Below are 20,757 nucleotides of genomic sequence, written 5' to 3'. Positions count from 1 at the left end.
CGGCTCAGAAGAATCCGCAGGTGGGCGTCTCGCCGTGCGGGGCGGGTGCGGTCTCGGCGCCGTGCGGCGCGAACACCTCCAGTCGGATGCCGTCCGGGTCGGTGAAGAAGATGCCACCGGAGGACGCGCCCTCGCCGTGGGCGACCACGCCGTCGTGGGCGAAGGTCACACCGCGCTCCTTGAGTACAGCTTCGATGGTGCGGACATCGTCGAGGGTGTCGACCTGGAAGGACAGATGGTGCAGCCCCGGCGTGCGGGTGGAGAATTCGCCGGCGCTCTGCTCCCACAGGGTGATTCGCAAAACGCCGTCGGCGCCGAGGAAGGCGAACCGGCGTTGGTCGTCGCCGCCCCGGTTGAGCACGTCGAATCCGAAGGCGTGCCGGTAGAAGTCCACCGACCGGTCGAGGTCGGTGACGTTGAGTCCGATGTGCCCGGGGTTCAGGCTGGGAATGGTGGTCATCATGCCTCCGTGTAACCGTTGTTGATGTGATTGAAGGTTAGGTTCAACATTGACAACCTTCAACCATCAAAAAATATTTCACCGGTTAGGGGAGTACGCTGAGGTATGAGTGATCCACGCCCGCACATCGGCGAGCCCCTGGCGCTGGATCTGCTGAACACCAATTGGATGTCCGGCGGTGAGGTGCAGGACCTGCTTGCCGATGTCGGCGGGCTCCGGGCCTGGTTGCAGTCCAATGGTCTGGAGCAGAGTTGCCGGGCCGATGAGTCGACCAGGGCCGCGCTGGTGCAGGCCCGGGCAGCCGTGCTGCATGCCGTCGCCGATGGTGCCGTCGACGAGTTGAATGCGGTGCTCGAGCACGGCCGGGTGCGGCGCAGCCTGACCGCAACCGGTCCGCGGGAGGATCCGGATGTGCCCGAAAGGCAGTGGCGTCCGGCGTGGCTGGCCGCCGCCGACCTACTGCGGATGCTCGCCGACGCGCCGGGCCGGATCAAGCAATGCGCCCATGAGCATTGCGTGTTGTGGTTCTACGACTCGTCGAAGAACGGGACCCGGCGGTGGCATTCGATGACGACGTGTGGCAACCGGGCCAAGGCCGCGCGGCACTACGCGGCGAGCCGCGGGTCGGGTGAGGCGGCGAAGCGGAACTGAGACATCCCGGCTGTTGCAGTTGTGACAAAAAGAAACTCCTGGGGCAGATGTTACGGCGCGCCTCCACCTCAACTTGAGGGTTCGAGTCCAGAATCGCCACATGAAGATGTCAGCGTTGCTATCGCGTAATGCCAGCTCAAAGCCGGGCGTCATCGGTACTGCCCGCGTTGACCGCGACATCGACCGATTGCTTCGCCGCATCGGTCCAGGCGACATCGTGGTGCTCGACGCCCAGGACCTGGATCGGATCACCGCTGACGCCCTCGTCGAGGCGGAGGTCGCCGGGGTGGTGAACGCCTCGCCCTCCATCTCCGGGCGGTACCCCAACCTCGGCCCCGAGGTTCTGGTCGCCAACGGCATCGTCCTCATCGACGAGGCGGGCCCCGAGATCTTCAAGAAGATCAAGGACGGCGCCAAGATCCGCCTCAACAACGGCGGCGTCTATTCCGGTGACCGCCGCATCGCGCTCGGCACCGAGCGCACCGACCTGGAGATCCACGAGCTCATGGTGGAGGCCAAGAGTGGGCTGGTCGCACATCTGGAAGCGTTCGCGGGCAACACCATCGAATTCATCCGCAGTGAGAGCCCGCTGCTGATCGACGGGATGGGCATCCCCGACATCGACGTCGACATGGACCGCCGCCATGTCGTGGTGGTGGCCGAGGGCAAGACCGCCGCCGACGACCTGAAGGCGCTCAAGCCCTTCATCAAGGAGTATCAACCCGTGTTGGTGGGGGTCGGCGCCGGCGCGGACCTGCTGCGCAAGGCCGGCTACCGGCCGGCGCTCATCGTCGGTGACCCGAGTTCCATCAGCACCGATGCGCTGCGCTGCGGCGCGCAGGTCGTGCTGCCCGCCGACGCCGACGGTCACGCCCCCGGACTGGAGCGCATCCAGGATCTCGGGGTGGGCGCGATGACGTTCCCGGCCGCCGGATCGGCCGCCGACCTGGCCCTGCTGCTGTGCCACCACCACGGTGCGTCGCTGATCGTCACCGCGGGGCACAGCGCGACCATCGAGGAGTTCTTCGACCGATCGCGCCAGCAGAGCAACCCGTCGACCTTCCTGACCCGACTCAAGGTCGGCGAGAAACTGGTCGACGCGAAGGCCGTCTCCACGCTGTACCGCAGCCGGGTGTCCGGCGGCGCGATCGCCCTTCTGGTGCTGGCCATGCTGCTCGCGGTCATCGTCGCGCTGTGGGTGACCCAGACCGATGCCACCGTCATCGACTGGGTGGTCGACTACTGGAACCGGTTCCTGCTGTGGGTCCAGGGTCTGGTCTCCTAGCAATCCGTAGCTGACGAGGAGTACGTCGTGATTTCGCTGCGCTCACATGCCATTTCGCTGGCCGCGGTGTTCCTGGCGCTGGCCGTCGGGGTGGTGCTGGGATCGGGCCTGTTCGCCGATACCGTGCTGTCCGGACTGCGCAACGATAAGGCAGACCTGCGCACCGAGATCGAGACGCTCACCGATGAGAAGAACGAGCTGAACGAGAAGCTCAGCGCAGCAGGCGAGTTCGACGGACTGATGGCACCGCGAATCCTGCGCGACACGTTGCGGGACAAGTCGGTGGTGATCTTCCGGACCCCCGATGCCGCCGATGACGACGTCGACGCGGTGTCCCGGGTGGTCGCCCAGGGCGGCGCCGGGGTCACCGGAACCATCACGCTGACAACGCAGTTCGTGGACGCCAACGCCTCGGAGAAGCTGCTGTCGGTGGTGAACTCACCCATCGTGCCCGCCGGGCGCCAGCTGTCCACCACCTCGGTGGACCAGGGCTCACAGGCCGGCGACCTGCTCGGTATCGCTCTGTTGATCGGCAAGGACCCCGCAGTACCCGACGACCAGCGCGAGACCGTGCTGGCCACGCTGCGCGACACCGGCTTCATCAGCTACGACCAGGCGGGCATCGGCGCGGCGGATACCGCCGTCATCGTCACCGGTGGATCCCTCGGCGACGACGCGGGCAACCGCGGATCCACCGTCGCCCGCTTCGCCGCCGCGCTGGCCCCGCACGGCGGCGGCACGGTGCTGGCGGGGCGCGACGGCTCGGCGACCGGGACGGCGGCGGTCGCGGTGACCCGATCGGACGCGGCGCTGGCCGGGGCGGTCACCACCGTCGATGACATCGGCGCCGAGTCGGGCCGGATCACGACCGCGTTGGCCCTCGGTGATCTGCTGCGCGGCGGGCAGCCCGGCCGGTACGGCATCGGCCAGGGTGCGACGTCGGTCACGGTCCCGCAGTAGCGCGGGGTCATTCGCTCGTCCGGGTTACGGCGCGTCAGTATCAGCTTGTCCGCGCTGGTGTTAAGGTGAGATTCCGTGGGTCGGCAGGCCCTGAGTAGGTGATCGACCTATTCGCCCCATCGCCACGGAGGTTGTACTTGCCCTCGTTACGCAAGCACCCGCAGACCGCCACCAAACACCTCTTCGTCAGCGGGGGTGTGGCGTCCTCACTCGGCAAGGGCCTGACGGCCAGTAGCCTCGGCCAGCTGCTCACCGCGCGCGGGTTGCAGGTGACGATGCAGAAGCTCGACCCGTACCTCAACGTCGACCCGGGCACCATGAACCCGTTCCAGCACGGTGAGGTCTTCGTCACCGAGGACGGTGCCGAGACCGATCTCGACGTCGGCCACTACGAACGCTTCCTGGACCGCGACCTGTCGGGATCGGCCAACGTCACCACCGGGCAGGTGTACTCCACGGTGATCGCCAAGGAGCGCCGCGGCGAATATCTCGGCGACACCGTGCAGGTCATCCCGCACATCACCGACGAGATCAAGCGCCGCATCCTGGCGATGGCCGAGCCGGACGCCCAGGGCAACCGCCCAGACATCGTCATCACCGAGATCGGTGGCACCGTCGGCGATATCGAGTCGCTGCCGTTCCTGGAGGCCGCCCGCCAGGTCCGCCACGAGGTCGGCCGGGACAACTGCTTCTTCCTGCACGTGTCACTGGTCCCGTACCTGGCGCCCTCCGGTGAGCTCAAGACCAAGCCGACCCAGCATTCGGTGGCCGCGCTGCGCAGCATCGGCATCACCCCGGACGCGCTGATCCTGCGGTGCGATCGCGATGTGCCCGAAGGCCTGAAGAACAAGATCGCGTTGATGTGCGACGTCGACATCGACGGTGTCATCTCCACCCCGGACGCGCCGTCGATCTACGACATCCCCAAGGTGCTGCACCGCGAGGAACTCGACGCCTATGTGGTGCGCAGATTGAACCTGCCCTTCCGCGACGTCGACTGGACGCAGTGGAACGATCTGCTGCAGCGCGTACACGAACCCCGCGAGACGGTGCGAATCGCTTTGGTGGGCAAGTACATCGACCTGTCCGACGCCTACCTGTCGGTGGCCGAGGCGCTGCGGGCCGGTGGTTTCAAGCACCACGCCAAGGTGCAGATCGAGTGGATAGCCTCCGACGACTGCGAACTCGATGCCGGCGCGATCGCCGCGCTCGAGGGTGTGCACGGGGTGCTGATCCCCGGCGGTTTCGGTATCCGCGGGATCGACGGCAAGATCGGGGCCATCCGGTACGCCCGCAAGCGGGGGGTGCCGGTGCTGGGCCTGTGCCTGGGCCTGCAGTGCATCGTCATCGAGGCGGCCCGTTCGGTCGGGCTGACCGAGGCCAGTTCCGCCGAGTTCGATCCGGACACCCCGGACCCGGTGATTGCCACCATGGCCGATCAGCTCGACGCGGTCGCCGGGGACGCCGACCTGGGCGGCACCATGCGACTGGGCGCCTACCCGGCGGTGCTCGAGGCGGGATCGATTGTGGCCAAGGCGTATGGCGCCACGGAGGTGTCCGAGCGGCACCGGCACCGCTACGAGGTCAACAACATCTACCGGGACCGGATCGCCGAGAGCGGTCTGAAGTTCTCCGGCACCTCACCGGACGGGCATCTGGTCGAGTTCGTCGAGTACGGCGCCGACGTGCATCCGTTCCTGGTCGGCACGCAGGCCCACCCGGAACTCAAGAGCCGGCCCACCCGGCCGCACCCGCTGTTCGCCGCCTTCATCGGCGCCGCACTGGATTACAAAGCCGCCGAACGGCTTCCGTTGGAAGACGTGGAGCCGACCAACGGCGCCGAGCACAGTGAACAGGTGTCGCCCGAGCCGGCCCAACGTGGCTGAGCACGAGTTCGTCGTCGACGCCAGCGAGACCGTTCACACCGGAAAGATCCTCGCCCTCCGCGTCGATGACGTGCAGATGCCCGGCGGTGCCACCGGGCGCCGCGAGGTGGTCGAGCACTTCGGGGCCGTCGCGGTGGTGGCGCTCGACGACGAGGACCGGGTCGCGATGGTCTATCAGTACCGCCACCCGGTGGGCCGACGGCTGTGGGAGATACCGGCCGGACTCCTCGACGTGGGTGGGGAGGCACCGGCATTGACCGCGGCACGCGAACTGCACGAGGAGGCCGGGCTGGCGGCCGAGAACTGGTCGGTGCTCGTCGATATCGTCACCTCGCCGGGGTTCAGCGATGAGAGTGTGCGGGTGTTCCTGGCCACGGGTCTCTCCGAGATCGGACGCCCCGAAGCCGAACACGAGGAAGCCGACCTGAAACTTGACTGGCTGGCACTCGACACGGCCGTCGAGCGGGTGCTGGCCGGCCAGATCGTCAATTCGATTGCGGTGGCGGGGATCCTGGCCGCGCACGCGGCCACCGACCGATCCGCATTGCGCACGGTGGACGCGCCGTGGACCGATCGCCCCACCGCCTTCGCCGCGCGGCAGGACCCTTCGTGACCACCGCGACCGGCGCACTCGATGACCAGGTGCAGGGTTACCTCGACCACCTGACCATCGAACGCGGGGTCGCGGCCAACACCATCAGCTCCTACCGGCGCGATCTGCGCCGCTACGCCGAGTACCTGAACGGTCGCGGCATCGTCGATGTACGCGCGGTCGGCGAGAACGATGTCAGCGAGTTCCTCGTCGCGCTGCGCAAGGGAGACCCCGACACCGGCACGTCCGCCCTGTCGGCGGTGTCGGCGGCCAGGGCGCTGGTCGCGGTGCGCGGGCTGCACCGATTCCTGGCCGCCGAGGGTGTCGTCGAGGTCGACGTCGCCCGCGCCGTCAAACCGCCCACCCCGTCGCGGCGGCTGCCCAAGAGCCTGACGGTCGACCAGGTGCTCGCCCTGCTCGAGGCCGCCGGCGGGGATCGTGACTCCGACGGCCCGCTGAGCCTGCGCAATCGCGCGCTGCTGGAGTTGCTCTACTCCACCGGTGCGCGCATCTCCGAGGCCGTCGGTCTGGACATCGACGATGTCGACACCGAGTACCGCTCGGTGCTACTGCGCGGCAAGGGCGGCAAGGACCGCTTGGTGCCGGTCGGGCGACCCGCGATCAGCGCCCTGGACACCTACCTGGTGCGGGGTCGGCCGGACCTGGCCCGGCGTGGCAAGGGCACACCGGCGATCTTCCTGAATGCGCGCGGCGGCCGGTTGTCCCGCCAGAGCGCCTGGCAGGTGCTCCAGGACGCGGCGTCGGCGGCCGGGATCTCGGCGGCCGTCTCACCGCACACGATGCGCCACTCGTTCGCCACCCACCTGCTTGAGGGCGGCGCCGATGTGCGCGTCGTGCAGGAACTGCTGGGCCACGCGTCGGTGACCACGACACAGATCTACACCTTGGTCACCGTCAACGCGCTGCGTGAGGTGTGGGCCGGTGCTCACCCCCGGGCCCGCTAGCTTTCTCACCAACCAGCGGGTCTGCCGTACCGCGGGGTCGTCCACGGCTAGACTCGCTGCGATGTTCGCCGTGGATGAGTGCCGCCTGACCTGGGTGGTCGTCGCATGAGCGAAGACGGTGGCCTGAACCTCGGCATCGAGCCCCAGGTCGAACTCGGCCTGACCGGCCGCCCGCCCCGCGAGATCCCCGAACCGGCGCCGCGCACCTCGCACGGCCCGGCCAAGGTGATCGCGATGTGCAACCAGAAGGGCGGCGTCGGCAAGACCACCTCGACGATCAACCTGGGCGCCAGTCTGGCCGAGTACGGCCGCCGGGTGCTGCTGGTCGACCTGGATCCGCAGGGGGCGCTGTCGGCCGGTCTGGGCGTGCCGCACTACGAGCTCGAACACACCGTGCACAATCTGCTGATCGAGCCCCGCGTCTCGATCGACCAGGTACTGATCAAGACCCGGGTCAGCGGCCTGGACCTGGTGCCCAGCAACATCGACCTGTCGGCCGCCGAGATCCAGCTGGTCAACGAGGTCGGCCGGGAACAGTCGCTGGCGCGCGCACTGTATCCGGTGCTCGACCGCTACGACTATGTGCTCATCGACTGCCAGCCGTCGTTGGGCCTGCTCACCGTGAACGGTCTGGCCTGCGCGGACGGGGTGATCATCCCGACCGAGTGCGAGTACTTCTCGCTGCGCGGGCTGGCGCTGCTGACCGACACCGTGGACAAGGTCCGGGATCGGCTGAACCCCAAACTGGACATCAGCGGCATCCTGGTGACCCGGTATGACCCGCGCACCGTCAACGCCCGCGAGGTGATGGCGCGTGTCGTCGAGCGGTTCGGCGACCTGGTTTTCGACACCGTGATCACCCGCACCGTGCGGTTCCCCGAGACCAGCGTCGCGGGCGAGCCGATCACCACGTGGGCTCCGAAATCCACCGGCGCCCTGGCGTATCGGTCGTTGGCCCGCGAGGTCATCGCCCGCTTCGGTTCGTGACCGAGGACGCTGCCCCCGAGGCTGCCCAGGGCTTTCAGGTCCGGCTGAGCAATTTCGAGGGCCCGTTCGACCTGCTGCTGCAGCTGATTTTCGCGCACCGCCTCGACGTCACCGAGGTCGCGCTGCACAAGGTCACCGACGAATTCATCGCCTACACCCGCGAGATCGGGCGTCAGCTCGAACTCGACGAGACCACGGCATTCCTGGTGATCGCGGCCACCCTGCTCGATCTCAAGGCGGCCCGGCTGCTGCCGGCCGGCGAGGTGCACGACGAGGACGATCTGGCGCTGCTGGAGGTCCGTGACCTGTTGTTCGCCCGGTTGCTGCAGTACCGGGCGTTCAAGCATGTGGCGCTGATGTTCGCCGAGTTGGAGGCCGCCGCGCTGCGCAGCTACCCGCGGTCGGTGTCGCTGGAACCGCGATTCGAGGAATTGCTGCCCGAGGTGATGATCGGGGTGGATGCCGATCGGTTCGCGCAGATCGCCGCCGCGGCCTTCACCCCGCGGCCGGTGCCCACCGTCCGGCTGGACCACCTGCACGTGCAACCGGTGTCGGTACCCGAGCAGGCCATGCGCCTGATGGGTCTGCTGGAGGAGCGCGGCGTCGGCGGCTGGTCCTCGTTCGGGGAGCTGGTCGCCGGGTGCGATGTGATGCAGATCGTCGGCAGCTTTCTGGCGCTGTTGGAGCTGTACCGGGCCAGGGCGGTAACATTCGAGCAAGTAGAACCGCTCGGTGTGCTCCAGGTTTCGTGGACCGGGGATCGGCCAACCAACGAACACCTGGCAGCCGCAGTGGAAGAAGACTCATGACCGACAACGTGACCGATACCGAGCCGAGCGTCGACGCGCTCGACACGGCCGACGGAGTCGATGCCCAGGCGTCGGTCGAGCCCCTCGACGATGCCGAGCTGCGGGCCGTACTGGAGGCCCTGCTGCTGGTGGTGGACACCCCGGCGCCGGTCGAGGCACTGGCCTCGGCGACCGGGGAGCCCGCCGACCGGATCGCCGCCACCCTGACCGATCTGGCCGCCGAACTGACCGAACGCGACAGCGGGATCGACCTGCGCGAGGCCGGTGGCGGCTGGCGGATGTACACCCGCGCCCGCTACGCGCCGTATGTCGAGCGGCTGCTGCTCGACGGTGCCCGGTCCAAGCTGACCCGCGCCGCCCTGGAGACGCTGGCCGTGGTCGCCTACCGGCAGCCGGTCACCCGCGCCCGCGTCAGCGCGGTGCGCGGCGTGAACGTCGACGCGGTGATGCGAACCCTGTTGGCGCGCGGTCTGATCACCGAGGCGGGCACCGACTCCGACAGCGGCGCAGTCACTTTCGCGACCACCGAGCTGTTCTTGGAACGGCTGGGTCTGACCTCGCTGACCGATTTGCCCGATATCGCGCCGCTGTTGCCCGATGTCGATGTCATCGACGACCTCAGCGAGAATCTCAACGACGAGCCGCGCTTCGCCAAGCTCGGCGCCCCGGCCGCCGCGCCCGAGCCGCCGGCCGGTATCGATGTGGACAAGGACTGACATGGACGAGCCGGACGGTGTCCGCTTACAGAAGGTGTTGTCGCAGGCCGGGGTTGCCTCCCGCCGCGTCGCCGAACGCATGATTCTCGACGGTCGCGTTGAGGTGGACGGCCGGATCGTCACCGAACTCGGCACCCGGGTCGACCCGGACAACGCCGAGATTCGGGTCGACGGCAGCCGTGTCGTCGTCAACGAGGATCTGGTGTATCTGGCCATCAACAAGGAGCGCGGGATGCACTCCACGATGTCCGATGAACGCGGCCGCCCGTGCGTGGGCGATCTGGTGGAGCACCGGGTGCGGGGCAACAAGAACCTCTTCCACGTCGGGCGGTTGGACGCCGACACCGAGGGACTGCTGATCCTGACCAACGACGGCGAACTGGCACACCGGCTGATGCACCCGTCCTACGAGGTGCCCAAGACCTATGTGGCCACCGTGGTGGGCCGGGTGCCGCGCGGCCTGGGCAAGAAGCTGCGCGAGGGCGTGGAACTCGACGACGGGCCGGTGGCCCTCGATGACTTCGCGGTCGTGGACACCCTGCCCGGCAAGACGCTGGTGAAGGTGACGTTGCACGAAGGGCGCAAGCGCATCGTGCGCCGGCTGTTGGCCTCGGTGGGCTTCCCGGTGGAGGCCTTGGTGCGCACCGACATCGGTGCGGTGAACCTGGGGGAGATGCGGCCCGGAAGCATCCGGGTGCTGACCCGCAAGGAGATCGGCGAGCTGTACAAGGTGGTGGGAATGTGAGCACGGGACCGACGATTGCGCTCGACGGGCCGGCCGGCACCGGAAAGTCCTCGGTGTCACGGGGTCTGGCGCGTGCCATGGGGTTGCGTTACCTCAACACCGGCGCCATGTACCGGATCGTGACGCTCGCGGTGCTGCGTGCCGGGGCCGACCTCGCCGACGCCGAGCAGGTGGCCGCGGTGGCCGCCGAGGTGGACCTGGCGGTCGGCTACGACCCCGACCAGGACCTGGCTTACCTTGCCGGTGAGGATGTTTCGCAGGAGATCCGCGGTGACCAGGTCACCGGTGCGGTCTCGGCGGTGTCCGCGGTACCGGCCGTCCGGGCGCGGCTGGTGCAATTGCAGCGCGAGCTGGCCGCCGGTACGGACGGGGTGGTCGTGGAGGGACGCGATATCGGCACCGTGGTGCTGACCGACGCGGATGTGAAGATCTTCCTGACGGCCTCGGCCGAGGAGCGTGCGCGCCGTCGCAACGCGCAGAACATGGCGGCCGGTCTCGGCGATGCCTACGAGGCCGTGCTCGCCGATGTGCAGCGGCGCGATCACCTCGATTCCACGCGCGCCGTGTCCCCGCTGCGGCCCGCCGACGACGCGGTGATCGTGGACACCAGCGATATGGACGAAGCAGGGGTGATCGCTCACCTGCAGGAGCTCGTGGAGCAGCGGGTAGGAGCGCACCGATGACCGAGGACGGCACCTGGTCCGACGAAAGCGACTGGGAATCGGTCGTTTTCGATGAGACCGCCGATGAAGAGCAGACCGCACCGCCGCCGGTGGTGGCCGTCGTCGGGCGCCCCAACGTGGGCAAATCCACTCTGGTCAACCGGATCCTGGGCCGGCGCGAGGCCGTCGTGCAGGATATTCCCGGGGTGACCCGCGACCGGGTGTCCTACGACGCCAACTGGGTGGGCCGGCGATTCGTCGTGCAGGACACCGGAGGCTGGGAACCCGATGCCAAGGGGTTGCAGCAGAAGGTCGCCGAACAGGCCGCGATCGCGATGCAGACCGCCGACGCCATCATCATGGTCGTCGATGCGACCACGGGCGCGACCTCGGCTGACGAGGCTGCGGCCAAGAAGCTGCAGCGCTCCGGCAAGCCGGTGTACCTGGCCGCCAACAAGGTCGACAACGAGCGTGGTGAGGCCGATGCCGCCGCGCTGTGGTCGATGGGTCTGGGCGAGCCGCACCCGATCAGCGCCATGCACGGCCGCGGGGTCGCCGATCTGCTGGACAAGGTGCTCGAGGCTTTGCCCGAGGTGTCCGAGGTCGGCACCGGCGGGCCCGGCGGGCCACGCCGCGTCGCACTGGTCGGCAAGCCCAACGTCGGTAAGAGTTCGCTGTTGAACCGGTTGGCCGGGGATGAGCGCTCGGTGGTGCACGACGTCGCGGGCACCACGGTCGATCCGGTGGACTCGCTGATCGAATTGGACGGCAAGCCTTGGCGTTTCGTCGATACTGCCGGTTTGCGGCGCAAGGTCGGCCAGGCCAGCGGCCACGAGTTCTACGCCTCGGTGCGCACGCACAGCGCCATCGATGCCGCCGAGGTGGCCATCGTGCTGGTCGACGGGTCGGTGCCGCTGACCGAACAGGACCTGCGGGTGCTGACGATGGTGATCGAGGCCGGACGCGCCCTGGTGCTGGCGTTCAACAAGTGGGATCTGGTCGACGAGGACCGGCGTTACCTGCTGGACAAGGAGATCGACCGGGAACTGGTGCAGGTGCAGTGGGCGCCGCGGGTGAACATCTCGGCCAGGACCGGCCGGGCCGTGCAGAAGTTGGTGCCCGCCCTGGAGACCGCGCTGCGGTCCTGGGACATGCGCATCCCGACCGGACGGCTCAACACGTTCTTCAAGGAGATCGTCGCCGCGACACCGCCGCCGGTGCGTGGCGGTAAGCAGCCGCGCATCCTGTTCGCCACCCAGGCAGCGTCGCGTCCGCCGACCTTCGTCTTGTTCACCAGTGGGTTCCTCGAGGCCGGCTACCGGCGGTTCCTGGAGCGCAAGCTGCGCGAGACGTTCGGCTTCGAGGGCAGCCCGATCCGGATCAATGTCCGGGTACGCGAGAAGCGCGGAGCGAAGCGCTAGCGGAGCGACCCTCGGGCACGGAGCGAAGCGCTAGCGGAGCGACCCTCGGGCACGGAGCGAAGCGACCCAGAAGCGCGGCCCGAAGCGCTGATTGCCCGCTGAGTAGGGTGGCCGGAGTGTCAACCACCCACATGATCCTCGTCGCCCTGGCCGGTGTGGGGGCCGGCGCGATCAACGCGATCGTCGGTTCGGGCACCCTGATCACCTTTCCGACGCTGGTAGCCCTGGGCTTCCCGCCGGTGACGGCGACGATGTCCAACGCCGTGGGCCTGGTCGCGGGCGGGGTGTCGGGCACCTGGGGTTACCGGCGCGAACTGCGCGGGCAGTGGACGCGGCTGCGCTGGCAGATTCCGGCGTCATTGCTCGGCGCGGGCGGCGGTGCCTGGCTGTTGCTGCACCTGCCGGAGAAGGTCTTCCAACAGGTCGTCCCGGTGCTGTTGGTGCTGGCGTTGGTGTTGGTGGTCGTCGGCCCGCGCATCCAGGCCTGGGCCCGCCGGCGGGCCGATGCACGGGGACAGTCGGCGGATCACATCAGCGCGGGTCGACTGGCGGCTCTGATCACCGGGACGTTCGCCGTCGGCGTCTATGGCGGCTATTTCACGGCCGCACAGGGCATCCTGCTGATCGCGGTGATGGGGGCGCTGCTGCCCGAGGACATGCAGCGCATGAACGCCGCCAAGAACCTGCTGTCGCTGCTGGTCAACATCGTGGCGGCGGTGGCCTACACGGTGGTGGCCTTCGACCGGATCAGTTGGGTCGCGGCCGGTCTGATCGCCGTCGGATCGCTGATCGGCGGTTTCCTGGGCGCGCACTACGGTCGCCGGCTGTCTCCTGGGGCATTGCGCGCGGTGATTGTGGTGGTGGGATTGATCGGGCTCTACCGATTGTTGGCTGTGTAGGCTGGGCGAGGTTTCGGTTCGACGATGGGATTGGTGATGGCTGACAGCGTGTGCATTACGTCTGCGCCGTCCGAGCTGTCCGCGCTCGAGCCGTTCTGGCCGTCCCGTCGGTTGATGGCCTTCGACGAGTGGTGTTGTCCGCGTCCCTGACGCGCCCCATCCGTCGCGGTCACCCCCATGGTGACCACCATCCCCGAGAGCTGCCATGCGTTCGCTTCTGATCTTCACCCTCGTCGGCGTCGGCGCCCAGCTGGTCGACGGCGCCCTGGGCATGGCGTTCGGTGTCACCGCCACCACGCTGCTCGTGCTCTCCGGGGTGGGCGCGGCGCAGGCCAGCGCCGCGGTGCACCTGGCCGAGGTCGGCACCACGTTCGCCTCGGGGCTGTCGCACTGGAAATTCAAGAACATCGACTGGGCCCTGGTCCTGAAGCTGGGTGGACCGGGTGCGGTCGGGGCGTTCCTGGGCGCCACCGTGCTGTCCTCCCTGTCCACCGAGCATGCCGCTCCGCTGATGGCCGCGATCCTGGTGGCCATCGGTGCCTATGTGTTGCTGCGGTTCTCGCTGCGCACACCGTTGAGCTTCGGGGTCAGGGGCACCAGCCACAGCGCGAAGTTCCTTGCGCCGCTGGGTCTCTTCGGTGGGTTCATCGATGCCTCGGGAGGCGGCGGCTGGGGGCCGGTGACCACCAGCACGCTGCTGTCGCAGGGCAAGACCGCGCCGCGCACCGTGATCGGATCGGTGAGCGCGTCGGAGTTCCTGGTCGCGGTGTCGGCCTCGTTGGGCTTCCTGGTGGGGCTGCGACAGGAATTCCTGGAGAACTGGCCGGTGGTGGTCGGGCTGATGGTCGGCGGTGTGATCGCCGCGCCGATCGCTGCGTGGTTGGTCACCAAGATCAGCCCGGCGCTGCTGGGGTCGGCCGTGGGCGGCGTGATCGTGCTGACCAACAGTCAGAAGCTGGTGCACCACTTCGATGTCCAGTGGCCGTGGTCCACCGGTATCTATACGGTCATCGTGCTGGTGTGGGTGTCGTTGGTCGGCTACGCCTGGCGGGTGTCGCGGGCGCCGAAATATGCCCCCGAGCACGGTGAGCCGGTCGAGGTGCCCTCAGAACCGGTCGCGCGCTGACTCCTGCTCCAGCACCAGCTCGAGGTCGCCGAGCCGGTCCATCGAGGACACCGCCCGTCGGGTGCGCATGTTCTTGGCCAGCCGGTCGCGGTGGCGGTGGGTGAAGGCCCAGTAGCCGGCGGTGAAGGGGCAGGCATCCTCGCCGACGCGTTTCTTCGGGTCGTAGGCGCAGTCCCCGCAGTGATCGCTCATCTTGTTGATGTAGGCGCCGCCGGAGGTGTACGGCTTGGTGGCCAGCAGGCCGGCGTCGGCATGTTGGCTCATGCCCACCACGTTGGTGGGCATCACCCAGCGGAAGCCGTCGACGTAGGCGGTGGCGAACCAGTCGGTGAGTTCGTCGGGGCGGTATCCGCGTTGCAGCGCGTGACTGCCCAGGATCATCAACCGTTGGATGTGATGGGTCCAGCCGCGGTCGCGGACACCCTCCAGCGCCGAGTGCAGACAGGCGGCGGTGACGGCGTCGGCGTCGAGGTCGGCCCACCAGTCCGGCAGCCGGGTGCGGGCGTTGAGCTCGTTGTTGTCGGTGTAGTCGGGGCCGAAATGCCAGTAGAGGTGCCACATGTATTCACGCCAGCCCAGGATCTGGCGGATGAATCCTTCGACGGCGGCCAGCGGGGCGTCGTTCTCGCGGTAGGCGCGTTCGGCCGCCTCGACGGCGTCCAGCGGGTGCAGCACGCCGAGGTTGAGGGGGACCGACAGCAGTGAGTGCGACATCGCCCAGTCCTGGTCCATGATGGCGTCCTCGTAGCGCCCGAACGCCGGCAGCCGGTGCTCGATGAATCTCTTCAGCGCCCGCTGGGCCTCGGCCGGGGTGACCGCGAACAGGCGGGGGCCGTCGTTGCCGACGGTATCGAGGTCGAGCTTGTCCAGATCGCGGCGGACCTGGGCGTCGATATCGTCCTCCCGCGGTTTGTAGGGCGCGGGGACCTCCAGCGTCTTCTGCTTCTTGGGCGGCGACTCGCGGTTCTCCTCGTCGTAGTTCCACCGGTTGCCGACGGGGTCCTTGCCCTCCATCAGTACGTCGAAGCGGCGCCGCTGGTCGCGGTAGAAATCTTCCATCCGGAACCGGGTGCGCTCGCCCGCCCACTCTTCGAAGTCCTTGCGCGGCAGCGCGAACGTCGGGGTCGGCAGCACCTCCGTGACCAGCCCTTGCTTCTGCAACCGGTGAACGAACTTCTCGGCGGCGTGTGAGGTGGGTTCGTGGACGAGCACCGGCTTGCCGAATTGCTCCAGGGCATCGGTGTAGCTGTCGGATTTGATCAGGGTGGCCCGGTCACCGAGGTCTTTGTCGGCATGCCGCATGGCGGACAGCACCAGGTGCAGCTTCTGGCGGTGATAGCGGCGTTTGGCCAGAGCAGCCGTGGACTCGATGAGCAGCACCTCGCGATGGGCGTGCTCACCTCCGTGGACGGCGGGTCCGAGCTGGTCGGCGAACAGCCACAGGGGAGTGTCATCGCGGGTGTCGGGCACCCCTGATCAGTACCCATTCCCGGTACGGATGACGCGGTTGGGATTTGCGCCGGGGCCTGAGGTAGAGTTTCGCTCGCCTACCGGCGATCCCGGGAGGCACTCGGGCTGTGGCGCAGCTTGGTAGCGCACTTGACTGGGGGTCAAGTGGTCGCAGGTTCAAATCCTGTCAGCCCGACCAAGAAAACCCGCTCTGACCTCGGTTGGAGCGGGTTCTGTCGTTTCCGGTCGGCCTCGACCGAAGTTCGATGCGAACCCGCGGCTCCCTCGCGGCGCGGCGCCGCTGTCGTCAGGGCCGACTCGGTCATGCTTGCGCGGTGTCCACGCGCGCCGAATACGTCTATGCGCTGTATCTGGGCTCGGTAGCCGAACCCGGCGACCGTAACCCCTTCGACGGCCGGTCGGTGCTGTTGGCGAAGTTGTGGCAGCGCGGCTATCGGCGGATGGTTAAGGTTCGCATCAACACGGGCCCGGCTATGCAACGCTATTACCGGGCGCGGCGCTCGACGTGGATCCGGCGTAGCGCAGCACCGGCGGGACGGCTCGCGCCCCGCATCAGGATGCGGCATCGTCACCCGACTACGGGTGACTCGCCGCAATAGCGTGCGCAGCGGCGAAGTGAGGAGACTCCATTGGCGACCCTGCTCTCGGTGAACGTGGGCCTGCCCAGGGATGTCGAGTGGAATCACCGCACCGTCTTCACCGGTGCGTGGAAGCACCCGGTGTCCGGTCCGCGAATGGTGCGCCGGCTCAACATCGACGGGGACGGCCAGGGTGATCTGGGTGGTCACGGCGGAGAGAACCGGGCCGTGCTGGTCTACCAACTCGATTCCTACCGGCACTGGGCGGAGCACTTCGGCCGTGACGACCTGGAGCCGGGGATGCTGGGGGAGAATCTCACCGTCGACGGCCTGCCCGACGACGAGGTGTGCATCGGAGATCGGTACCGGATCGGGGACGCCGTTCTTGAAGTCACGCAGCCACGGGTCACCTGCTACCGCGCCGGAATGCGTATCGGCGAACCACGGATGGCGGCACTGATGGTCTCGCACGGTCGGCCGGGGTTCTACTGCCGCGTCATCACCGAAGGTGAGCTCGCAGCCGGTCAGCAGATCGTCAAGGTCTCATCCGGGCCTGAGCAGGTGTCGGTCGCCGAGATCGACGCGCTGCTGTATCTGCCCGGCCACCCGCGCGACGCCCTGCACCGCGCGCTGCGCATCCCGGCGCTCAGCCCCGGCTGGCAGCGATCGCTGCGCAGCCTGGCAGACCAGAGCACCGAGGGAGCCGCGGGCAACGCGGGGCTGACCGGACCCGCGAGTCCACCACCGGCATGGACCGGGTTCCGTCCACTGCGGGTCGAGGCGGTGAACGACGAAAGCGACCATGTGCGTTCGGTCTGGCTGTGCGACCCGGATGGCACACGGTTGCCGACATGGCTTGCCGGACAGTCGATCACCGTGCGGTTGCGTCCCGGCCCGGGCGATGCGCCGTTGATCCGGAACTATTCGCTGTCCAACCGACCCGGTTCTGACGCATACCGGATCAGCGTCAAACGAGAGTCCCACGGCGCAGCGAGCGCATACATCCACGCGCACATCCGCCCCGGTGACCTGCTCGACGTGGCGGCTCCGCGCGGCACCTTCGTCCTGACCGACTCGGACGCACCGGTGATCCTGCTGTCCGCGGGTGTGGGTGTCACACCGATGCTCTCGATGCTGCATCGCCTCGCGTCCGCACATTCCGACCGCCCGCTGTGGTGGCTACACGTGGCCCGCAACGGGGCAGAACACCCCTTCGCGCGGGAAAGCGCCGAGCTGTTGAAGCAGTTGCCCGGCAGCCATGCGCGCATCTTCTACAGCGCTCCGGCACCGCAGGACCGCCACGGCACAGCTTTCACCGACCATGGCCGCCTGACAATCGAAACCATTGCCGAACTTGATCTTCCACGTGACGCCGACGCCTACCTCTGCGGACCAACGGCATTCATGAACGACCTCAGCGCGAGCCTTGAGGCATACGGGCTGCGCCCCGACCGGGTGCACTCCGAAATCTTCGGCGCGTCTTCCGCACTCACACCCGGCATCGCCGCGACGTCGGTAGCCCCGCACCTGCCGGCGGGGCCGCCCGGGCAAGGGCCACAAGTGCAGTTCGCCCGCAGCGCGATCACGGCGCCTTGGGGGCCGCCCAGCAGCAGTCTGCTCGAATTCGCCGAGACGTGTGACGTCCCGACCCGATGGTCGTGCCGCACCGGGGTGTGTCACAACTGTGAGACGGCGCTGCTGTCGGGAACGGTCCGCTATGACCCGGAGCCGCTGGAACCGCCCGCCGAGGGAAACATCCTGATCTGCTGCGCGCAACCAGTCGACGCGGTCGTGCTCGACCTGTGACGCCCTGGGGTGGGTGACCCAGCGAATCGTGTCGACGCCTCGTCACGCCCCGGCGGCGGCCAGACTCTCGGTCAGCAGGCGGGTCCGCGCGTCGACGTACTGCTCGGTCAGCCGTTCGACCAGTTGCGCCGTCGGTAGCACCTCGCGGATGGGTCCGATGCCCTGCCCGGCGCCCCAGATGTCCTTCCACGCCTTGGCGTCGGTGTTGCCGCCCGAACCGAAGTCCATCTTCGAGGGGTCCGACACGGGCAGGTTGTGCGGGTCCAGGCCGGCCGCCTCGATCGATCCGCGCAGATAGTTGCCGTGCACACCGGTGAACAGATTCGAGTACACGATGTCGCTGGCCCCGCTGGCGGTCACCATCTCCTTGTAGGCCGGTTCGGTCCGCGCCTCGGTGGTGGCCAAAAACGCCGAGCCGATGTAGGCCAGATCGGCGCCGGCGGCCTGCGCGGCCAGGATGGAGCGGCCGTGGCCGATCGCACCGGAGAGCAGCAGCGGCCCGTCGAACCAGGCGCGGATCTCCTGGACCAACGCGAACGGCGAGATCGTGCCGGCATGCCCGCCGGCCCCGGCGGCGACCGCGATCAGGCCGTCGGCACCCTTGTCGATGGCCTTGCGGGCGAAGGTGTCGTTGATGACGTCGTGCAGCACGATGCCGCCGTAGGAATGGATGGCGTCGTTGACATCGGCGCGGGCGCCCAGTGACGTGATGACGATCGGCACCTGGAAGTCGACGCACGCCTGAACGTCTTCTTCCAGGCGCGCATTGGACTTGTGCACGATCTGGTTGACGGCATACGGCGCGGTGATCAGTTCGGGATGCTCCCGGCGGCGCGTCGCCAGGGTGGTGGAGATCTGCTCCAGCCATTCCCGCAGCGCCGGGGTGGGACGGGCATTGAGGGCGGGGAACGACCCGACGATGCCGGCGCTGCACTGGGCGATCACCAGTTCCGGCCCCGAACAGATGAACAACGGTGACGCGACCACGGGAAGGGCGAGGTTGTCACGCAGGATATCGGGAAGGGTCATCAGGCAATCACTTTCGGTCGGGGGCGGGGGACTGTGCCGTGCTGGGCCGTGCCGGCGCCAGCTCGTCGGCGGTCTCGGCGATCTCGCGCCAGAACGCGATGGAGGCCTTCTCGAACATCTGCCCGGCCTTCAGCGTCGCCAACGGGTATCCCAGATCCGGCCGGTCCTGGTAACGGCGCTGCAGATCGGCGTAATAGGCCAGCCGCGCCTTGCGTTCCACGATCTGCGTCTCGGCGAGATCGCGAATGCTCGACGGGTCGACCACCTCACCGAAATGCAGTTTGAGCAGCGCCTCGTCGTGTAGCTCGGCCGGTTGGGCGGTGGACGGCTCGCGCAGCCAATCACGAAGGCACGCAAGCCCTTGCTCGGTGATGGTGAAGAACTGTCGGCGGCGGCCGCCAGGTTCGGTCTCCGACTGCAGGAATCCGATGCTTTCCAGCCGGCGCGGTTCGCGGTAGAGCGTCGCGTGCTGCAGGGGCCACAGATAGGCGATCGACTCGGCGACGTATTGCTTGAGCTGATAGGAGGTCGTCGGCCCGCGCACGGCGATCACGCCCAGCACCACGTAGGACAGGTGTGTGACGCGCGAACCGTCGGCCATGGCTCGACCGTATCATTGATACGGTCAGCGTGCGCGCGCGAGCACCGCGACCGACGTCGCGGGTCGCGGTGCAGCGTGAATCGAATGCCGGCGAACGGCGCCGGCGGCTACGGCGTGAAGTCGGCTGGCAGCTCGATGTCGGCGATGGCGACGTTCTCTTCGAGGTGGGCCACCGACGAGGTGCCGGGAATCAGCAGCACGTTCGGTGCCACCGACAGCGTCCACGCCAGCGCGATCTGGGCCGGTGTGTAACCCAGATCGGCGGCCGCCTCCTTGACCGCGGCATTACCCAGCACCGGGTTGTCGGCGGTGAATCCGGAGCCCAGCGGGAAGAACGGCACGAACGAGATGCCGTGCTCGGTGCACAGGTCGAGCACCGGCTGTGATGAGCGGTCGACCAGGTTGAACGCGTTCTGCACGGTGACGATCTCGGTGCGGTCCAAGGCAATTCGAAGATGCTCGACCGACACGCTGGACAGTCCGATCCCGGCAATCAGCCCCTCGTCGCGGGCACCGATCATCGCGGTCAGCTGACGATCGAAGAGTTCCCGGTCCACCGGGCCGACACTGGTGGGGTCACCGGAGTGGATCCGCAGATTCACCGCCGCCAGCCGATCGGTGCCCAGGGTTTCCAGGTTCGCCTCGATATCGGCGCGCAGTTCGTCGGGTTGCTGCGCGGACAGCCATTCACCCTGCTCGTTGCGGCGCGCACCGACCTTGCTGACCAGCGCGAGATCCCCGGGGTAGGGATGCAGCGCCTCGCGGATGAGCTCGTTGGCGACGTTGGGTCCGTAGAACTGCGCGGTATCGATATGGTCGACGCCCAGCTCGACGGCCCGCTTCAATACGGCGATGGCCTGATCGTGGTCGCGCGGCGGGCCCATGACACCGGGGCCGGGCAACTGCATGGCGCCGAATCCGATGCGCTTCACGGTGAACGGACCCAGCGGGAATGTTGTCGTCATGGGTCAGACTACCTCGCTGCCGACGGAATTATTCCGCGATCGCGAGCTTGTCGGGGCTTGTCGGAGGCCGGGCGGATACTGCGGACAACGAGCGCCGTCGGCGCTGGAAACGACTGAGCGCCGCCAGCGCGGCGGCGCCTATCC

At 68.0% G+C, this 20,757-nt stretch carries 21 protein-coding genes and 1 tRNA gene; 17 read left to right on the top strand and 5 right to left on the bottom strand.

Annotated elements, in window-relative coordinates:
* Nucleotides 1-4: 4 nt before the first annotated feature.
* Nucleotides 5-460 carry a VOC family protein gene (locus BST17_RS23485; protein ID WP_109750268.1) on the bottom strand — a complete coding sequence of 152 codons (456 nt, stop codon included), beginning with the start codon at nucleotides 458-460 and terminating at the stop codon, nucleotides 5-7.
* Nucleotides 461-565: 105 nt separating this feature from the next.
* Here BST17_RS23485 and BST17_RS23480 point away from each other — a divergent pair, with 105 nt between their 5' ends.
* From BST17_RS23480 to BST17_RS23415, 14 genes are all read left to right on the top strand, one after another.
* Nucleotides 566-1,111 (top strand): CGNR zinc finger domain-containing protein, encoded by a 546-nt coding sequence (locus tag BST17_RS23480; RefSeq protein WP_083061301.1) that lies wholly within the window; start codon nucleotides 566-568, stop codon nucleotides 1,109-1,111.
* 100 nt (nucleotides 1,112-1,211) lie between these two features.
* The gene (steA, locus tag BST17_RS23475) at nucleotides 1,212-2,396 is read left to right on the top strand and encodes a putative cytokinetic ring protein SteA (protein WP_083061300.1); all 1,185 of its coding nucleotides are present in this window, start codon (nucleotides 1,212-1,214) and stop codon (nucleotides 2,394-2,396) included.
* 27 nt (nucleotides 2,397-2,423) lie between these two features.
* Entirely contained in the window at nucleotides 2,424-3,356 is a 933-nt protein-coding gene (locus BST17_RS23470) for a copper transporter (protein ID WP_083061299.1), read from the top strand.
* A 137-nt stretch (nucleotides 3,357-3,493) separates the two neighbouring features.
* Nucleotides 3,494-5,242 carry a CTP synthase gene (locus BST17_RS23465; protein ID WP_083061317.1) on the top strand — a complete coding sequence of 583 codons (1,749 nt, stop codon included), beginning with the start codon at nucleotides 3,494-3,496 and terminating at the stop codon, nucleotides 5,240-5,242.
* Nucleotides 5,235-5,855: an NUDIX domain-containing protein gene (locus BST17_RS23460; RefSeq protein ID WP_083061298.1), complete on the top strand. Its 621-nt coding sequence runs from the start codon at nucleotides 5,235-5,237 to the stop codon at nucleotides 5,853-5,855. Before BST17_RS23465 ends, BST17_RS23460 begins: the two co-directional genes overlap by 8 nt.
* On the top strand, nucleotides 5,852-6,799 hold the full coding sequence (gene xerD, locus BST17_RS23455; RefSeq protein ID WP_083061297.1) for a site-specific tyrosine recombinase XerD: 948 nt from the start codon (nucleotides 5,852-5,854) through the stop codon (nucleotides 6,797-6,799). Before BST17_RS23460 ends, xerD begins: the two co-directional genes overlap by 4 nt.
* Before the next feature lie 105 nt (nucleotides 6,800-6,904).
* Complete coding sequence (locus BST17_RS23450; protein ID WP_083061296.1) at nucleotides 6,905-7,786, top strand: ParA family protein; 882 nt, start codon at nucleotides 6,905-6,907, stop codon at nucleotides 7,784-7,786.
* Nucleotides 7,783-8,595 carry a segregation/condensation protein A gene (locus BST17_RS23445; protein ID WP_083061295.1) on the top strand — a complete coding sequence of 271 codons (813 nt, stop codon included), beginning with the start codon at nucleotides 7,783-7,785 and terminating at the stop codon, nucleotides 8,593-8,595. Before BST17_RS23450 ends, BST17_RS23445 begins: the two co-directional genes overlap by 4 nt.
* A complete protein-coding gene (gene scpB / locus BST17_RS23440) occupies nucleotides 8,592-9,311 on the top strand; it encodes an SMC-Scp complex subunit ScpB (RefSeq protein WP_083061294.1) in 720 nt (239 codons plus the stop codon). The genes BST17_RS23445 and scpB overlap by 4 nt, the downstream gene beginning before the upstream one ends.
* 1 nt (nucleotide 9,312) lies before the next feature.
* Nucleotides 9,313-10,056, top strand: coding sequence for a pseudouridine synthase (locus BST17_RS23435; protein ID WP_083061293.1), 744 nt, complete (start codon nucleotides 9,313-9,315; stop codon nucleotides 10,054-10,056).
* Entirely contained in the window at nucleotides 10,053-10,739 is a 687-nt protein-coding gene (cmk, locus tag BST17_RS23430; RefSeq protein ID WP_083061292.1) for a (d)CMP kinase, read from the top strand. The genes BST17_RS23435 and cmk overlap by 4 nt, the downstream gene beginning before the upstream one ends.
* Entirely contained in the window at nucleotides 10,736-12,139 is a 1,404-nt protein-coding gene (der, locus tag BST17_RS23425; protein WP_083061291.1) for a ribosome biogenesis GTPase Der, read from the top strand. Before cmk ends, der begins: the two co-directional genes overlap by 4 nt.
* Before the next feature lie 131 nt (nucleotides 12,140-12,270).
* On the top strand, nucleotides 12,271-13,038 hold the full coding sequence (locus BST17_RS23420; RefSeq protein WP_083061290.1) for a sulfite exporter TauE/SafE family protein: 768 nt from the start codon (nucleotides 12,271-12,273) through the stop codon (nucleotides 13,036-13,038).
* A gap of 205 nt (nucleotides 13,039-13,243) precedes the next feature.
* Nucleotides 13,244-14,164, top strand: coding sequence for a sulfite exporter TauE/SafE family protein (locus BST17_RS23415; protein ID WP_083061289.1), 921 nt, complete (start codon nucleotides 13,244-13,246; stop codon nucleotides 14,162-14,164).
* On the opposite strand, the gene BST17_RS23410 is transcribed toward BST17_RS23415, so the two are convergent.
* Nucleotides 14,144-15,634, bottom strand: coding sequence for a cryptochrome/photolyase family protein (locus BST17_RS23410; RefSeq protein WP_083061288.1), 1,491 nt, complete (start codon nucleotides 15,632-15,634; stop codon nucleotides 14,144-14,146). The two genes, BST17_RS23415 and BST17_RS23410, sit on opposite strands and share 21 nt — an antisense overlap.
* Before the next feature lie 101 nt (nucleotides 15,635-15,735).
* Between BST17_RS23410 and BST17_RS23405 the strand changes: the two genes are divergently transcribed.
* The 3 genes from BST17_RS23405 to BST17_RS23395 all read left to right on the top strand — a co-directional run bounded on the left by BST17_RS23405 (nucleotide 15,736) and on the right by BST17_RS23395 (nucleotide 18,018).
* Nucleotides 15,736-15,812: transfer RNA gene (locus BST17_RS23405), tRNA-Pro, on the top strand.
* Between the two features lie 136 nt (nucleotides 15,813-15,948).
* On the top strand, nucleotides 15,949-16,233 hold the full coding sequence (locus BST17_RS23400; protein ID WP_083061287.1) for a hypothetical protein: 285 nt from the start codon (nucleotides 15,949-15,951) through the stop codon (nucleotides 16,231-16,233).
* Between the two features lie 30 nt (nucleotides 16,234-16,263).
* Complete coding sequence (locus tag BST17_RS23395) at nucleotides 16,264-18,018, top strand: MOSC and FAD-binding oxidoreductase domain-containing protein (protein ID WP_083061286.1); 1,755 nt, start codon at nucleotides 16,264-16,266, stop codon at nucleotides 18,016-18,018.
* A 42-nt stretch (nucleotides 18,019-18,060) separates the two neighbouring features.
* On the opposite strand, the gene BST17_RS23390 is transcribed toward BST17_RS23395, so the two are convergent.
* From BST17_RS23390 to BST17_RS23380, 3 genes are all read right to left on the bottom strand, one after another.
* Nucleotides 18,061-19,047 carry an NAD(P)H-dependent flavin oxidoreductase gene (locus BST17_RS23390; RefSeq protein ID WP_083061285.1) on the bottom strand — a complete coding sequence of 329 codons (987 nt, stop codon included), beginning with the start codon at nucleotides 19,045-19,047 and terminating at the stop codon, nucleotides 18,061-18,063.
* Nucleotides 19,048-19,054: 7 nt separating this feature from the next.
* A complete protein-coding gene (locus tag BST17_RS23385; RefSeq protein ID WP_083061284.1) occupies nucleotides 19,055-19,648 on the bottom strand; it encodes a PadR family transcriptional regulator in 594 nt (197 codons plus the stop codon).
* A 107-nt stretch (nucleotides 19,649-19,755) separates the two neighbouring features.
* A complete protein-coding gene (locus BST17_RS23380; protein WP_083061283.1) occupies nucleotides 19,756-20,613 on the bottom strand; it encodes an oxidoreductase in 858 nt (285 codons plus the stop codon).
* Nucleotides 20,614-20,757: the final 144 nt, after the last annotated feature.

Source organism: Mycolicibacterium bacteremicum (genome assembly GCF_002086115.1).
Taxonomy (GTDB): domain Bacteria; phylum Actinomycetota; class Actinomycetes; order Mycobacteriales; family Mycobacteriaceae; genus Mycobacterium; species Mycobacterium bacteremicum.
Note: the sequence above shows the minus strand (reverse complement) of the source record. Positions and strands in the feature narration are given on the sequence as shown.

Bases quoted from the DNA above. Each gene is read 5' to 3' on its own strand.
- BST17_RS23420 (WP_083061290.1), top strand. From the start codon at position 12,271: ATGATCCTCGTCGCCCTGGCCGGTGTGGGGGCCGGCGCGATCAACGCG.
- scpB (WP_083061294.1), top strand. From the start codon at position 8,592: ATGACCGACAACGTGACCGATACCGAGCCGAGCGTCGACGCGCTCGAC.
- steA (WP_083061300.1), top strand. From the start codon at position 1,212: ATGAAGATGTCAGCGTTGCTATCGCGTAATGCCAGCTCAAAGCCGGGC.
- BST17_RS23380 (WP_083061283.1), bottom strand. From the start codon at position 20,613: ATGACGACAACATTCCCGCTGGGTCCGTTCACCGTGAAGCGCATCGGA.
- BST17_RS23480 (WP_083061301.1), top strand. From the start codon at position 566: ATGAGTGATCCACGCCCGCACATCGGCGAGCCCCTGGCGCTGGATCTG.
- der (WP_083061291.1), top strand. From the start codon at position 10,736: ATGACCGAGGACGGCACCTGGTCCGACGAAAGCGACTGGGAATCGGTC.
- BST17_RS23390 (WP_083061285.1), bottom strand. From the start codon at position 19,047: ATGACCCTTCCCGATATCCTGCGTGACAACCTCGCCCTTCCCGTGGTC.
- BST17_RS23435 (WP_083061293.1), top strand. From the start codon at position 9,313: ATGGACGAGCCGGACGGTGTCCGCTTACAGAAGGTGTTGTCGCAGGCC.
- BST17_RS23415 (WP_083061289.1), top strand. From the start codon at position 13,244: ATGCGTTCGCTTCTGATCTTCACCCTCGTCGGCGTCGGCGCCCAGCTG.
- BST17_RS23485 (WP_109750268.1), bottom strand. From the start codon at position 460: ATGACCACCATTCCCAGCCTGAACCCCGGGCACATCGGACTCAACGTC.
- BST17_RS23385 (WP_083061284.1), bottom strand. From the start codon at position 19,648: ATGGCCGACGGTTCGCGCGTCACACACCTGTCCTACGTGGTGCTGGGC.
- BST17_RS23450 (WP_083061296.1), top strand. From the start codon at position 6,905: ATGAGCGAAGACGGTGGCCTGAACCTCGGCATCGAGCCCCAGGTCGAA.